The 14,694-nt window shown below is 63.6% G+C and carries 14 protein-coding genes and 1 riboswitch; of the genes, 6 read left to right on the top strand and 8 right to left on the bottom strand.

Annotated elements, in window-relative coordinates:
• Nucleotides 1-30: 30 nt before the first annotated feature.
• Both araD1 and CK230_RS23885 read left to right on the top strand, forming a co-directional pair.
• Nucleotides 31-1,026, top strand: coding sequence for an AraD1 family protein (gene araD1, locus CK230_RS23890; RefSeq protein ID WP_095819746.1), 996 nt, complete (start codon nt 31-33; stop codon nt 1,024-1,026).
• Nucleotides 1,027-1,050: 24 nt separating this feature from the next.
• Complete coding sequence (locus CK230_RS23885; protein ID WP_095819603.1) at nt 1,051-1,503, top strand: hypothetical protein; 453 nt, start codon at nt 1,051-1,053, stop codon at nt 1,501-1,503.
• A gap of 15 nt (nt 1,504-1,518) precedes the next feature.
• Here CK230_RS23885 and CK230_RS23880 read toward each other — a convergent pair whose 3' ends face one another.
• Complete coding sequence (locus CK230_RS23880; protein ID WP_095819602.1) at nt 1,519-2,613, bottom strand: 2'-deoxycytidine 5'-triphosphate deaminase; 1,095 nt, start codon at nt 2,611-2,613, stop codon at nt 1,519-1,521.
• Nucleotides 2,614-2,729: 116 nt separating this feature from the next.
• Nucleotides 2,730-2,807: riboswitch (SAM riboswitch) on the top strand.
• 56 nt (nt 2,808-2,863) lie between these two features.
• On the opposite strand from CK230_RS23880, the gene CK230_RS23875 reads away from it, so the two are divergent.
• Complete coding sequence (locus tag CK230_RS23875; protein WP_095819601.1) at nt 2,864-4,054, top strand: O-succinylhomoserine sulfhydrylase; 1,191 nt, start codon at nt 2,864-2,866, stop codon at nt 4,052-4,054.
• Between the two features lie 17 nt (nt 4,055-4,071).
• Here CK230_RS23875 and CK230_RS23870 read toward each other — a convergent pair whose 3' ends face one another.
• A complete protein-coding gene (locus CK230_RS23870; protein ID WP_095819600.1) occupies nt 4,072-5,217 on the bottom strand; it encodes a ceramide glucosyltransferase in 1,146 nt (381 codons plus the stop codon).
• Between the two features lie 218 nt (nt 5,218-5,435).
• Between CK230_RS23870 and apaG the strand changes: the two genes are divergently transcribed.
• Nucleotides 5,436-5,828, top strand: a complete 393-nt coding sequence (gene apaG, locus CK230_RS23865) for a Co2+/Mg2+ efflux protein ApaG (RefSeq protein ID WP_042641259.1) — start codon at nt 5,436-5,438, stop codon at nt 5,826-5,828.
• A 200-nt stretch (nt 5,829-6,028) separates the two neighbouring features.
• On the opposite strand, the gene CK230_RS23860 is transcribed toward apaG, so the two are convergent.
• From CK230_RS23860 to CK230_RS23850, 3 genes are all read right to left on the bottom strand, one after another.
• Nucleotides 6,029-7,060, bottom strand: a complete 1,032-nt coding sequence (locus CK230_RS23860) for an Hsp33 family molecular chaperone (protein WP_095819599.1) — start codon at nt 7,058-7,060, stop codon at nt 6,029-6,031.
• A 123-nt stretch (nt 7,061-7,183) separates the two neighbouring features.
• A complete protein-coding gene (gene argF, locus CK230_RS23855) occupies nt 7,184-8,095 on the bottom strand; it encodes an ornithine carbamoyltransferase (protein ID WP_095819598.1) in 912 nt (303 codons plus the stop codon).
• A gap of 16 nt (nt 8,096-8,111) precedes the next feature.
• Nucleotides 8,112-9,311 carry an aspartate aminotransferase family protein gene (locus CK230_RS23850; protein ID WP_095819597.1) on the bottom strand — a complete coding sequence of 400 codons (1,200 nt, stop codon included), beginning with the start codon at nt 9,309-9,311 and terminating at the stop codon, nt 8,112-8,114.
• 357 nt (nt 9,312-9,668) lie between these two features.
• Here CK230_RS23850 and CK230_RS23845 point away from each other — a divergent pair, with 357 nt between their 5' ends.
• On the top strand, nt 9,669-10,187 hold the full coding sequence (locus tag CK230_RS23845) for a GcrA family cell cycle regulator (RefSeq protein ID WP_095819596.1): 519 nt from the start codon (nt 9,669-9,671) through the stop codon (nt 10,185-10,187).
• 142 nt (nt 10,188-10,329) lie between these two features.
• Here CK230_RS23845 and CK230_RS23840 read toward each other — a convergent pair whose 3' ends face one another.
• The 3 genes from CK230_RS23840 to CK230_RS23830 all read right to left on the bottom strand — a co-directional run bounded on the left by CK230_RS23840 (nt 10,330) and on the right by CK230_RS23830 (nt 13,518).
• A complete protein-coding gene (locus CK230_RS23840) occupies nt 10,330-11,334 on the bottom strand; it encodes a magnesium and cobalt transport protein CorA (protein WP_095819595.1) in 1,005 nt (334 codons plus the stop codon).
• 87 nt (nt 11,335-11,421) lie between these two features.
• Nucleotides 11,422-12,144, bottom strand: a complete 723-nt coding sequence (gene phoU, locus CK230_RS23835) for a phosphate signaling complex protein PhoU (protein ID WP_095819594.1) — start codon at nt 12,142-12,144, stop codon at nt 11,422-11,424.
• 108 nt (nt 12,145-12,252) lie between these two features.
• Nucleotides 12,253-13,518, bottom strand: coding sequence for an ATP-binding protein (locus tag CK230_RS23830; protein WP_095819593.1), 1,266 nt, complete (start codon nt 13,516-13,518; stop codon nt 12,253-12,255).
• A gap of 197 nt (nt 13,519-13,715) precedes the next feature.
• Here CK230_RS23830 and ppk2 point away from each other — a divergent pair, with 197 nt between their 5' ends.
• Nucleotides 13,716-14,621, top strand: a complete 906-nt coding sequence (ppk2, locus tag CK230_RS23825) for a polyphosphate kinase 2 (RefSeq protein ID WP_095819592.1) — start codon at nt 13,716-13,718, stop codon at nt 14,619-14,621.
• The last annotated feature ends 73 nt before the right edge of the window (nt 14,622-14,694 follow it).

The raw sequence follows: 14,694 nt of genomic DNA, 5'->3' as shown, positions 1-14,694 counted from the left end.
GGCGGCCGCTAAATGAGAGAGGATTCGAACATGCTGATCTCCCAGATCCTCGACGACGCCGAGACGATCCGCGTCGTCGCCCGCAATGGCGGCGGCAAGACCAGGGTCATCAATGGCGCACGCAGCGTCTATTCGCTGGCGATGGAGGCCGCGCGCACCGGTATCGGCCTCGAAGCGCTGATCGAGCGCAAGGGCTATGGCGAGACGGTTGATCTCGATGCCGTCTACAAGAGGGGCCGGCTTGTGTCGCCGATCAACCATCCGGACCCGGCGCATCTGCATCTCACCGGCACCGGGCTGACGCATCTCGGCTCCGCGGCGACGCGCGATTCCATGCACAAGAAGCTTAGCGAGGGCGGTGAGGAGGAACTCACCGATTCCATGAAGATGTTCCGCATGGGTCTCGAAGGCGGCAAGCCCGCCAAGGGACAGGTCGGCGTGCAGCCGGAATGGTTCTACAAGGGCAACGGCACGATGGCGGTGGCGCCGGGCGCGCCGCTGATGTCGCCGGCCTTCGCGCAGGACGGCGGCGAGGAGCCCGAGATCGCCGGCATCTATGTGATCGGCGACGACGGCGCGCCGTTCCGTGTCGGCTTTACGCTGTCGAACGAGTTTTCCGACCACGTGACGGAGCGGGTGAACTACCTGTTCCTCGCCCATTCCAAGCTGCGCAACGCCTCGTTCGGCCCCGAGATCCTGATCGGCGACCTGCCGGCGGACGTCCGCGGCGCATCGCGCATCTGGCGCGACGGCAAGCTCCTCTGGGAAAAACCGTTCCTGTCGGGCGAGGCGAACATGTCGCACACCATCGCCAATCTCGAGCACCACCACTTCAAATATTCGGCCTTCCGCCAGCCGGGCGACGTGCATGTGCACATGTTCGGCACCGCGACGCTCTCCTTCGCCGACGGCATCAGGACCGAGGCCGGCGACACGTTCGAGATCGAGGCGCCGGATTTCGGCCTGCCGCTGCGCAATCCGCTGGAGATCGAAAAGCCGGTGAAGGTGGCGGTGAAGGCGCTGTAGGACAGGATCGAGATTGGGGGAGAAATGAAACGCATCCGGCTGAGTTTGGCGTTCACAGGCTTGGTACTGGCGCTCGCCTGCTCCTCCTCGACCGCTTTCGCTGCCGGAAAATGCAATCCAAAAACCTACCGTGAAGCCCGTTCGGCAATGTCGAGCCGTCTTCTGGCCACCGGATACTCAAGGACGCAGGCGGACTTTCTCATGCGCAATGCGGATCGCATGACATCCGCGCTGCCCGCAACCGCGCTGAACGACAGCGGCCAGGCTTGCGGCATCGACTCCGCCAGAGCCCATGTCCTTGGATGCCTCGACAGGCAACTGTTCCCATTGGGCGCGGGCTCAAGCTCTCCGCTTGATGAAACGAAGCAGACCAAGGGATTTTGGGGCAGGAAGCGTCTGACCGTTCGAGAGCTACTCTTTATCGGCCATTTCCATGCCTGCCTCGGCGCGGCGGAAGAATATCTCTTTCGCCACTGACAGGGCCAGCGAGGATCATCGCGCGGCGCGGAAATGCTTGGAGAGCTTGAGGCCCTGCGCCTGATAATTCGAGCCGAGATCGGTGCCGTAGAGCGCCTGCGGACGCTTCAGCATGTGCTCGTAGACGAGGCGGCCGACGATCTGGCCGTGGTCGAGGATGAAAGGCACTTCGTGGCTGCGCACTTCGAGCACCGCGCGGCTGCCGCTGCCGCCGGCGGCGGAGTGGCCGAAGCCCGGATCGAAGAAGCCGGCATAGTGGACGCGGAACTCGCCGACCAGCGGATCGAAGGGCGTCATCTCGGCGGCATAGAGCGGCGGCACGTGCACCGCTTCGCGGCTGACCAGGATATAGAATTCGTCAGGATCGAGCACGATCTCGCCGGCGCCGCTCTTGTAGATCGGCTCCCAGAAATCGACGACATCCTGCGCGGCGCGCTTGTCGACGTCGACAAGGCCGGTGTGATGCTTGCCGCGATAGCCGACAAGCCCGTCCTTGTCGCCGTCGAGGTCGATGGAGAGCGCAATGCCGCCGCCGGAAATATTGGGTGGCTCGGTGGCGACCAGCATCTCGGCACGGTGAAGGTCACGCAACTCGCTTTCCGAAAGCACGGCATTGCCGATGCGGAAACGGATCTGCGACAGCCGCGAGCCGGCGCGCACGACAATCGGGAAGGTGCGCGGGCTGACTTCGAGATAGAGCGGCCCGTGATAACCGGCGGCGATCTTGTCGAACTCGTGGCCGCGATCGGTCATGACCCGCGTGAAGATGTCGAGGCGGCCGGTCGAGCTCTTCGGGTTGGCCGAGGCCGAAACCTCGGCCGGCAATGCCAGACTTTCCAGCAAAGGCACGATGTAGACGCAGCCGGTTTCCAGCACCGCGCCCCCGGTGAGGTCTATCTCGTGCAGCTTCAGCCGTTCGAGCTTGTCGGCGACCAGATGATCGGGACCCGGCAGAAAGGAGGCGCGCACGCGATAGGCCTTGTCGCCGAGCCTGAGATCGAGGCTGGCCGGCTGGATCTGGTTGGTGTCCAGCGCGCGCGGCGACTTAAGCGCGTTCGCCTCGAACAACGCCGCGATGTCCTGATCCGGAAGAATGCCTGTCTGCCGCAAAGGCTGGCTCCGTTCACAAGGCCGGGCGAGGATCTTAGCAGGCTCTTGCCGCCCGGCTGGTACAAACCTCTTAATGAAGCCGGCAATTGACGCAAGCGCGGCGCTCATTTAAAGGGTCGTTATCCCGTGGTGATTTGGCCGGTCGGCTTGCAGCCACGTTAAACAAGTCGCTAAAGGACCGTCGAGCCGCAAGGCTATATGGACCGGTTGCGACTTCGCGGCCGGTTTTTTTGTGTCTGGAAGCAGGGCTATGAGCACCAAGAAGCGCAACTGGAAACCTCAAACGGCACTCGTGCATGGCGGAACATTGCGTTCCCAGTTCGGCGAGACGGCCGAGGCGATGTATCTCACGCAGGGCTATGTCTACGAGACGGCGCAGGCGGCGGAAGCCCGCTTCAAGGGCGAGGAGCCGGGCTTCATCTATTCGCGCTACGCCAACCCGACCGTCGACATGTTCGAAAAGCGCATATGCGCGCTGGAAGGGGCCGAGGATGCGCGCGCCACGGCCTCCGGCATGGCCGCCGTTTCCGCCGCCCTCCTCTGCAGCGTGAAAGCCGGCGACCACATCGTTGCGGCGCGCGCCCTGTTCGGTTCCTGTCGTTGGGTGGTGGAGACACTGGCGCCGCGCTACGGCATCCAGTCGACGCTGATTGACGGCACCGACATCGCCAACTGGGAAAAGGCGGTCAGGCCGAACACCAAGCTGTTCTTCCTGGAAAGCCCGACCAATCCGACGCTGGAAGTGGTCGACATCGCCGCAGTCGCCAAGCTTGCCAACTCGATCGGCGCGCGCGTGGTCGTCGACAACGTCTTTGCCACGCCGCTGCAGCAGAAGCCGCTGCAGCTCGGCGCCCATATCGTGGTCTATTCGGCGACCAAGCATATAGACGGCCAGGGCCGCTGCCTTGGCGGCGTCATCCTGTCGGATAAGAAATGGATCGACGAGAACCTGCACGACTATTTCCGCCACACTGGCCCCAGCCTGTCACCCTTCAATGCCTGGACGCTGCTCAAAGGCCTGGAGACACTGCCGCTGCGCGTGCGCCAGCAGACAGAGAGCGCCGGCAAGATCGCCGATTTCCTGGCCAGGCGGCCGGAGATCGCCCGTCTCATCTATCCGGGCCGCGCCGACCATCCGCAGGCCGATGTCGTCAAGAAGCAGATGTCGGGCGGCTCGACATTGATCTGCCTCGACGTCAAGGGCGGCAAGCAGGCGGCCTTCGCCTTCCAGAACGCGCTCGACATCGTGCTGATCTCGAACAATCTCGGTGACGCGAAGAGCCTGATCACCCATCCGGCGACGACGACGCACAAGAACCTGAGCGACGAGGCACGGGCCGAACTCGGCATAGGAGCGGGTACACTCCGGCTTTCCGTCGGTCTGGAAGACACCGACGATCTGCTGGAGGACATCGAGCAGGCGCTGAAGGCAGCCAGATAAGCCTGTAATACCGCGCCTCAGGCGATCTCCTCGAGCTCCGTCAACTCGCGGGTGTGAATAGTCATGGCGTTGCCCCGCCATTCGACGGCGCCGCCGAACCAGGCGCGCGCCCAGATGGCGGGCAGCATGACGTCGCGCACGATCATCGCGGTGATGCTGCGCAGCGACAGGTACCAGCCCTTGGCCAAGGCCAGCAGGCATTCCGGCAGATAGGCAATCGCCAGCACGCACAAGGCCGTGGTGGGAAGGCTGACGCCGGCGCTTGCCGCGGCAATCAGCGCCAGCAGCAGCGGCACCGCGCCGCCCGTCAGGATCTCCGGCGCGAAGAACAGCGGGAACGTGACCCGGCGCAGCCGCGCCCAGCGCGTCTGTCGCGACCAGATCTCGGCGAAGCTGCGCTGTCCGAGCGGCTGCTCGAAAGGCGAGGCGACGAGATTGACGCGCAAGCCCAGGCCGTTGACCAGCTTGGTGGCGGCGGCGTCCTCGGCGATCTCGGCCGCCAAGGCCTGGATGCCGCCATTGGCGTCCAGCATCGGCTTGTTCCACAGCATGCTCTTGCCCTGGGCGAAGCCGAGGCCGATCGCCTCGCCGGCATATTGCCAGCGCGCCTGCAACGTGTTGAGGAAGGCACATTCGACTTCGGCCCAAAAGCCGTCCGGCCGCGAGCCGATCGGCGTCGAGCAGACCAGGCCGGTGTCCGGCCGCCATGCCGCCATCAGGTGCTGGACATAATCCCTCGGCATCAGCACGTTGGAATCGGCGAGGATCACCCAATCGTGCCTGGCCGCCTGCCAGCCCTTGACGCAGTTGTTGAGCTTGGGATTGGCGCTGATACGGTCGTCACCGACCAGGAGTCGCGCCGCCACCTTCGGGTGGCGTGCGACCGCCGCATCGATGAGCCTGACCACCGGGTCCTCGGCATGCGCGACGCAGAAGATCAGCTCGTAGCGCGGCCAGTCGAGCGAGAAGGCGCGCAGCAAGGTCTCTTCGGTGAACGGCTCGACACCGCGAGACGGCACGATGATCGAGACCGGCGGCCGCGCGGCGGCGGGCGGCGCAATGACATACCGCCGCCTCAGCCGTGACGCGGCGAGCAGGATGCTGGCGAGATTGGAGAGAAGAAGGGCTGACGAAGCCAGGCCAGCTGCGATAGTCAGTTCCATCGAGATCTGGTCACTCCCGAAAGGCCAAACGCGGCCGTTTCATCAGTCACAGAGCGCCCGAGTCGCCCGGCACGGTTTGTGCACACCAACATTGTCATGTGTCACTTAAATGACATTGTTTTTCGGCACGTGCGCTACAAGGCTGGCAGGATGGTCGGTGCTGCGCGTCTAACAGCGAAGCGCGACGAAATGTTCCGCTGCGGCAACTGGAGTGGCCCATGTATCGCGCCGTGACGCGCAACATCGAAGTGCTGGTCAGGCCCTTCTATCTGGAGGATCGATCCGATCCGTCGGAGAACCGCTATGTCTGGGGCTATCAGGTGACGATCGACAACCGCTCCGACGATTTCGTGCAGCTTTTGTCGCGCTATTGGCACATCACCGACGGCCAGGGCCGTGTCGAGGAGGTGCGCGGCGCCGGCGTCGTCGGCGACCAGCCGGAGCTCAATCCCGGCGACAGCTATCAGTACACGTCAGGCTGCCCGCTCTCGACACCGTCCGGCATCATGGTCGGCCACTACACGATGCGCAACGGCCGCGGCGAGACGTTCGACATCGCCATTCCGGCATTTTCGCTCGACATGCCGGGGACAAGGCGGACGGTGAATTAGACGATTGGCTCTTTCTCCCCGTTTACGGGGAGAAATGCCCGGCAGGGCAATGAGGGGCAGCGCCAGCTTTCCGAGAATTTCGTCGAGGCTCACGACAGCGGCGCCCACGGCAGACGCTATGATCGCCTGCGTTGGGCGCGCCGCCCCTCATCCGCCCTTCGGGAACCTTCTCCCCGTAGAACGGGGAGAAGGAACGGGCGTCACTGCGCCGCGAACTCGGCCGGGTCGAAGTCGTATTGCGTCGAGCAGAACTCGCAGGCGACATGGATGCCGCCCTCCTCGGTCGAGTCCTTGATCTCCTCGGCCGAGAAGCCCTGGAGGATGCCGTGGATCTTCTCGCGCGAGCAGGAGCATTGGTCGTCGACCGGCACGCTACGGAAGACGCGCACGCCGTGCTCGTGGAACAGCCGGTAGAGCAGCCGCTCGGCGCCCACCGTCGGGTCGATCAACTCCGTCGGCTCGATGGTGCCGAGCAGCGCCAGCAATTCCTGCCAGGAATTGTCGGCCGGGTGGTCCGTCAGCTCGCGGTCGTCGCCGTCGCCGCCCGAAATATCGGGAATGCGCATGCGCTCCGGTGCCTGAGGCAGGAACTGCGCCAGGATGCCGCCTGCCCGCCACTGCTCGCGCGCGCCGGCGGGGCCGGGCGTCACCAGCTTGGCGACCGACATCTTGATATCGGTCGGGATCTGCTCCGACTGACGGAAATAGGTGCGCGCGGCGTCCTCGAGCGAGGTACCGTCGAGCTGGACGATGCCCTGATAGCGCTGCGTGTGCGCGCCCTGGTCGATGGTCAGAGCCAGCACGCCGTTGCCGAGCAGTGCCTGCTGCGAGGTCTCGCCGGCGGCGGTCAGAGCCTGCAGCCGGTCGGCGTCGAAGCGCGCATAGGCGCGCAGCGCATGCGGCGTGGTGAAATCAGCCACCAGCATATCGACCGGCCCGTTGGTGCGGGTTTGCAGGATGAACTTGCCTTCAAATTTCAGCGAGGTGCCGAGCAGCACTGTAAGCACGCAGGCTTCCGCCAGCAGGCGGGCCACGGGCTCGGGATAATTGTGGCGGCTCAAAATAGCGTCGAGCATCGGCCCGAGCTGCACGGTGCGGCCGCGCACATCGAGCGGCGCGACCTCGTAAGGCACGACGTGGTCGTCGCCGGCGAAGCCGAATTCACCGAGTTGGGGTTTATGCTCAGCCAAGGTCTGGGTTTCCAACATGACAAAACTCCGGGGCGCAGCCATGCAACCCGGTGAGCCGCATGCGTCGAAGCGCGTTCAATTTACGTGATGGCCCGCAGATAGGCATCACATATCCCCGGATCAAGTCGACCCCGATCGGGCCGGAAGCGGGCAGGTCCGCCCCTCTCAAGCGCCCAGGCACCAAGCCAGCACCGCCTTTTGGGCGTGCAGCCGGTTCTCGGCCTCGTCGAACACCACCGAATTCGGCCCGTCGATCACATCGTCGGTGACCTCTTCGCCGCGATGCGCCGGCAGGCAGTGCATGAACAACGCATCGGGCTTGGCCTTGGCCATAAGCGCCGCGTTGACCTGATAGGGCAGGAAGACGTTGTGACCGCGGGCGCGGTGCTCCTGGCCCATCGAGACCCAGCTGTCGGTGACGACGCAATCGGCCTGGTCGACGGCTTCCTCGGCGGACCTGGAAAACCGGACCTTGCCGCCATTGGCTTTAGACCAGTCGACATATTTCTCGAAAGGCTCGCTGCCTTCCGGCACCGCGACATTCAAGTTGAAACGGAACCGCGCCGAGGCTTCGAGCAGCGAGTGCAGCACATTGTTGCCGTCGCCGGTCCAGGCAAATGTCTTGCCGGCCACCGGACCGCGATGCTCCTCGAAGGTCATGATGTCGGCCATGATCTGGCAAGGATGCGTGTCGTCGGTCAGCCCGTTGATGACGGGAACCGTGGCGTTCTCGGTGAGCTCCAGCAGCCGGTCGTGGGAGGTGGTGCGGATCATGATGGCGTCGACATAGCGCGACAGCACTTTTGCCGTGTCGGCGATGGTCTCGGAGCGTCCGAGTTGCATCTCGGTACCGGTCAGCATGACCGTCTCGCCGCCGAGCTGGCGCATGCCGACGTCGAAGGACACGCGCGTGCGTGTCGACGGCTTGTCGAAGATCATGGCCAGCACCTTGCCATCGAGCGGTTTGGAGCGCTCGCCCGCCTTGAGCCGGGTCTTTCGCGCCATCGCGTCGTCCAGCATGATGCGCAGGTCGCCCGCCGAAACGGCGGATAGATCGGTGAAGTGGCGGACGCTCATCGGCAGGTTCCAGAAACTATTTCGCGGCTTCGGCTGCTATCGCGTCGGTCAGGCCCTTGGCGCCGCCACGGATGCGCTTCAGCGCCTCGCCGATCTCCTCGTCGGTGACGGTGAGCGGCGGCAGGAGGCGGATCACATTGTCGCCCGCCGGCACGACGAGCAGGTGCTGGTCGCGCAGCGCCATGTTCACCTTGGTGTTGGGCATGGCGCATTTCAGGCCGAGCATCAGGCCAGTTCCCCTGATGCCCTCGATGACCTCGGGAAATTCGTCCGCGACCGCCGCAAGGCCCTGTTTCAACAACAGCGCCTTGCGCTGCACGTCCTCGAGGAAGCCGTCGGCCAGCACCACGTCGAGCACGGCATTGCCGACCGCCATCGCCAGCGGATTGCCGCCGAAGGTGGTGCCGTGCACGCCGGCGGTCATGCCGGTCGCCGCCTCGTCCGTGGCAAGGCAGGCGCCCATCGGGAAACCGCCGCCGATGCCCTTGGCGATCGCCATCAGGTCGGGCGTGACGCCGGCCCATTCATGCGCGAACAGCTTGCCGGTGCGGCCGATGCCGCACTGGACCTCGTCGAAGATCAGAAGCAGGCCGTGCTGGTCGCAAAGCTGGCGCAGCCGCTTCAGCGATTGCGTCGGCACCGGGCGTATGCCGCCCTCACCCTGCACCGGTTCGATCAGGATGGCCCCGGTCTCCGCCGTGATCGCCTTTTCCGCGGCGTCGATGTCGTCATAGGCCACCTGGTCGAAGCCCTCGACCTTGGGGCCAAAGCCTTCGAGATATTTGTACTGGCCGCCGGCGGCGATCGTCGCCAGCGTGCGGCCGTGGAAGGCGCCCTCGAAAGTGATGATGCGAAAACGCTCGGGATGGCCCTTGACGAACTGATAGCGCCTGGCCGTCTTGATGGCGCATTCCAGCGCCTCGGCGCCCGAATTGGTGAAGAACACCTTGTCGGCAAAGGTGGCATCGACCAGCCGCTCGCCCAGCCGGCGTTGTTCCGGGATCTCGTAGAGATTGGAAACGTGCCAGAGCTTGGCGGCCTGTTCGGTGAGCGCCGCGACCAGATGCGGATGGCTGTGGCCCAGCGAGTTCACGGCGATGCCGCCCGCGAAGTCGAGATATCGCTCGCCCTTGTCGGTGACCAGCCAGGTCCCCTCCCCACGGTCGAAAGCCAGGGATGCGCGGGCAAAGGTCTCGTAAAGCGCCGAACCGCTCATTATATGCGTCTCCGGAACCGGAAATCAAAAAAGCCGCCAATGCGGCGGCCTTTGCGGCTTATCATGTTTTTCGGCCATGAAGTCAACGAAAACGTCACGCAGAAGCGCGTGGCAAGCCCCGACGCCACGCCGGCTCATGAGCAGGCCGGCAAGTTGGGGAAAACCGTAAAAACCGAATCGGTGTTGCCTTTGGGACTCTTGTCACCGAGTCAGCGCATAAGGTATTTGTAGTCGAGAAATAACTATATTTCGTGCGGCGGACCTAAATCACCCGGTACATGTGGTGTCGTTTGCCCGGCGAGAGCCGGCTCGGGAAAGGATTCTGGCCGCCGCACGCATTAGCAGGAGCGCGGTCTCATGAACTGGACTGACGAGCGGGTAGAACTTCTGAGGAAATTGTGGTCGGAGGGTCTGAGCGCAAGCCAGATTGCCGCACAGCTTGGCGGAGTGAGCCGCAATGCCGTCATCGGCAAGGTGCATCGCCTGAAGCTGTCGGGCCGCGGCCGCGCGACGGCTGCCCCGGCACGCCAGAAGAAGGTGACGCAAGGCGCCTCGATGCAGAAGTCGGTGGCCCGCGCCGCGAGCCCGGCGCGCCATGTGACGGCGACTATCGGCGCCACCGCGCTGCAGGTGCAGTTCGACGCCGAGCCGGTCGCTCGCCACTACATCCGCCCGGTTGAGAACGTCGTGGTGCCGATCTCGCGCAACCTGCAGCTTGTCGAGCTGACCGAACGCACCTGCAAATGGCCGAACGGCGATCCGCTGTCGGAAGACTTCAGCTTCTGCGGCAACGACGCCGCCGAAACGGGGCCGTATTGCAAGTATCACTCCCGGGTTGCGTTCCAGCCGGCGGCGGAACGGCGCCGCGCTCGCTGAATAGCGAATAGCGAATAGCGAATAGCGAATAGCGAATAGCGAATAGCGAATAGCGAATAGAACGGCTTGGCTTCGGTGATAGGGAGCAAGCCGTTTTTTCCGTTGTTCCCTACTCGCTACTCCCTATTCGCTATTCACTTTTTCACAGCCACCCGTTCTTCTTGAACCGCCAATACAGGAACGCGCAGATCGAGGCCATCACCAGCAGAATGACGGGATAGCCATATTCCATCCTCAGTTCCGGCATGTCGGAGAAGTTCATGCCGTAGATGCCGGCGAAGGCCGTTGGCACCGCCAGGATGGCGGCCCAGGAGGCGAGCTTCTTGGAGATCGCGGTTTCCTGGCTCTGGCCGACCAGCAGACTCGCTTCGAACGCAAAGGCGAGGACCTCCCGCAGGCTGTCGATCTTTTCCTGCACGGTGCGGATGTGGTCGGTCACGTCGCGAAACAGCGGATGCATGGCGGCATGGATCTGCGGCAGGTCGGCGCTGGTCAGCCGGCGGCAGACCTCGACCAGCGGCAAGGCCGCATTGCGCAGCCGCAGCAGGTCGCGGCGCAGCATGTAGAGGCGCTCGATATCCGAACCAGTCATCGGCTTCAGAAGCACCTTGTCCTCGATCGCCTCGACCTCGTCCTCGATCTGCTCCAGCACCGGCATGTAGTTGTCGACGATGAAATCGAGGATGGCGTAAAGGACGAAATCTTCGCCCTTGGCCAGCGAGTGCGGGCAGCTTTCCCAATGCTGGCGCACGGCGGCGTAGGAGGTCGACGGGCCGTGCCGGACGCTGACAATGTAGCCAGTGCCGACGAACAGATGCGTCTCGCCGAAGGTGACGCGACCGTCGATCAATTGTGCGGTGCGCGCGACGATGAACAGGGCATCGCCATATTGCTCGATCTTCGGGCGCGCATGCGGGTGCTCGGCGTCCTCGATCGCGAGGTCATGCAGGTGGAATTGCGCTTGCACCCTGAGCAGAAGGTTGCGGTCGGGCTCGAGCAGGCCAATCCAGACGACATGGCCGGGCTTTGCCGCCCATTCGCCGGCCTGTTCTATGGCGATGTCGGCGACACGCTTGCCGCCCAAATAGACGCTGGATGCAATGATGCCCGACGTTAGGGCCGGGGTCAGGTTCCGAACTTGTTCCATCGCAAACCTCCCGAGACTGCGACTGACAAAATCGCTCTGCCTGGAAGAGCTTAGCCTAAATCAGAAAACCGTTCGAGAGGCGCCCGTTCACTTAGCCGGCACCGCGCCGGGCAGCACCACCTTGTCGGTCTTGTCGCCCTTCGGCCGGTCGGCGGGCATCTGGTCGCCGGTGACGATGTAGTAGATGGTCTCGGCGATGTTGGTCGCATGGTCGCCGATACGTTCGATATTCTTGGCGCAGAACAGAAGATGCGTGCAGGGCGTGATGTTGCGCGGATCCTCCATCATGTAGGTCAAAAGCTCGCGGAACAGCGAGGTGTACATGGCGTCGATCTGGTCGTCCCGGTCGCGCACGAAGCCGATCCTCTCGACCGAGCGCGAGGCGTACACGTCGAGCACTTCCTTAAGCTGCGTCAGCGCCAGGTTGGCAAGCGCCTCGATACCGCGGAAAAGACGGTTCGGCTGGCGGCCGTCGACCGAGGCGACCCGCTTGGCGACGTTCTTGCCAAGATCGCCGACACGCTCGATATCGGCCGAAATGCGGATCGCGCCGACGATCTCACGCAAATCCGTCGCCATCGGCTGGCGCCTGGCGATGATGACGATGGCCTTGTCGTCGATCTCGCGCTGTCCCTCGTCGAGGACGACGTCGTCCTGGATGACCTTCTGGGCAAGGCCATGGTCGACATTGACAAGGGCCGCGACAGCCTGCTCGACCATGCGCTCGGCATGGCCACCCATCGCCGCAATGCGCTTGGACAGGAATTTCAGCTCTTCATCGTAGGCACTGACAGTATGGACGGACTGCATCGATATGCCTTCCCGGTTTTTGCCGGCTGGTGCGTTCCCTCAATCTGTCGCTGATACGCGAACCGCATGACAGAAAGAAGAAAATCCCGGTTGGCAACCGGTACACGATCAGCGAGCCGGCAAATGAACCGTGAACGCCGCACCCTTGCCGACTTCCGACTTGATCGACAATCTTGCGTTATGACGGGTCAATATATGCTTGACGATCGAAAGGCCAAGCCCGGTGCCTTTATGGGTGCGGCTGTTTTCGACATCGACGCGGTAGAAGCGCTCGGTTATGCGCGGGATGTGTTCTTCGGCGATGCCCGGGCCGTAGTCTCTTATGGTGACGTCGATACCTGGGTCCTGACCGTCCTCGACGCGTGCCATGGAGACGGTCACGCGTCCGCCTGACTGGCCGTATTTGCAGGCATTCTCCAGGAGATTCTCGAAAACCTGGAAGAGTTCGTCGCGGTCGCCGGGGACGGAAACCGAGCCATCGATGAAGTCCCGCTCGATGACGATGCCGTTTTCCGCGGCCAGCGGCCCGAGCGAATCGATGACGCTGTCGATCGTCTGGCGAAGATCGACCTCCGTGCCCGGCCGCAGATAAGGCTTCATCTCCAGCCGCGAGAGCGAGAGCAGATCATCGATCAGACGGGCCATGCGTCCCGTCTGGTTCTGCATGATCTGCAGGAACTGGTCGCGCGCCGCCGGATCGTTGCGGGCCGGCCCGCGCAGCGTCTCGATGAAGCCGGCGATCGAGGCGAGCGGCGTGCGCAATTCATGGCTGGCATTGGCGATGAAGTCGGCCCGCATGCGATCGATGCGGCGCGTCTCGCTCTGATCCTTGAACACCAGCACATAGAGGCCCGTAGCGTGGCCGACCGTCGACGCGCTGACCCGGTATGTCCGCTCCACCGGCAGCTTTTCGGTGTAGTCGACGGCATCGGCGGCGACTTGTCCCGACAGGATGCCGTCCAGCAGCGCCTGCATTTCCGGCGCGCGGAATTTCAACGACAACGACATGCCCGGCGCCAGCCCGCCGAAGGCGGCGAAGGCGGCTGCGTTGGCGTGGACGATGGTGGCGGAATGGTCGAGGATGATCAGCGGGTCGGCGACAGCCGCGGCCAGATATTCGCCGGAGAGCCGCTGCAGCCCGCTGGCCTCGATCGCGGCCGCCGCATCAGCCGACTGACGCTCAGCGTCGGCGGGCAGCATCGCAGCGGATACCAACAGGGCCAAAGCCAGCAACAGCACCAAGGTGGAGGCGCCTGCGAATGAATAAGCCACAAGGACCGCGACAAGGCCCGCGCCAAGCAGCCAGCGATTGCGCCACAACCGCGCCGCCAGGGCTTGTCCCTTACTGTCTTGCTCCGCGCCCGTCTCAGCCATAGGCCCGCGCCATCCCGCATCCCGTCGACCGGTCAGCAGTCTGCCGGACCGGCCTGGCGCATGGCCTGAAAATCAGGATCGATTTTCGCGAAGGTTCATGCGCAAAATCAACATGCTACAGCGTCTTTGCGCCCGGAAGGGCGCTTTGCTGCACAGGCTCCATAGCATGAGTCCGCAAACTGGAAAGGTTCGTCTGGATGAAAAAAGCCAAGCAAACGGCTGAAGCGGTGCCGGCCACGGCACCGATCGCGATCAAGATCGGCGGCAAGGAGCGCGAGTTCGACATCGACAATCCGGTGCTGCCGGACTGGATCGAGGACAACAAGCTGACTGCCGGCGGCTATCCTTACGACAAGAAGATGAAAGGCGAAGATTACGAAAAGGAACTCGAGCGGCTGCAGATCGAACTGGTCAAGGCGCAAGCCTGGCTGCAGGCGGCCGGGAAGCGGGTGATGGCGCTGTTCGAAGGCAGAGACGCGGCCGGCAAGGGCGGCACGATCTTCGTGGTGCGGCAATATATGAACCCGCGCACGGCGCGCAACGTCGCGCTGACCAAGCCGACGCCGACCGAGGCCGGACAATGGTACTACCAGCGCTATGTCGACCATTTCCCGACAGCCGGAGAATTCGTGACCTTCGACCGCTCCTGGTACAATCGCGCCGGTGTCGAGCCGGTCATGGGGTTCTGCACGCCGGAGCAGCACGAGAAATTCCTCGACGAGACGCCGCATTTCGAGCGGATGATCTGCAACGAGGGCATCCATTTCTTCAAATTCTGGTTGAACATCGGCCGCGAAACACAGCTGGAGCGGTTTCATGACCGCCGCTGGTCGCCGCTGAAGAACTGGAAGTTCTCACCGATGGACGTCGCAGGCATCGGCAAATGGGACGACTACACCAAGGCGCGCGACCAGATGATCGAGCGCACGCACAAGGAATTCTCGCCCTGGATCATTGTGCGGGCCAACGACAAGCGCCGTGCCCGGCTTGCGGTGATCCAGCGCATCCTGCTGTCGCTGCCCTATGACGGAAGGGATCTCGACGCCATCGGCAAGCCCGACAAGAAGATCATCGGCGAAGGGCCTGGGTTCCTGAAGGACTGACGCAATGTCGCCCGGAAGTGCGCGGCGGTCCCGGAAAAACGGATACACCAATCAACAGCATGAATTACAGCGC

Source organism: Mesorhizobium sp. WSM3859 (genome assembly GCF_002295065.1).
Classification (GTDB): Bacteria; Pseudomonadota; Alphaproteobacteria; order Rhizobiales; family Rhizobiaceae; genus Mesorhizobium.
Note: the sequence above shows the minus strand (reverse complement) of the source record. Positions and strands in the feature narration are given on the sequence as shown.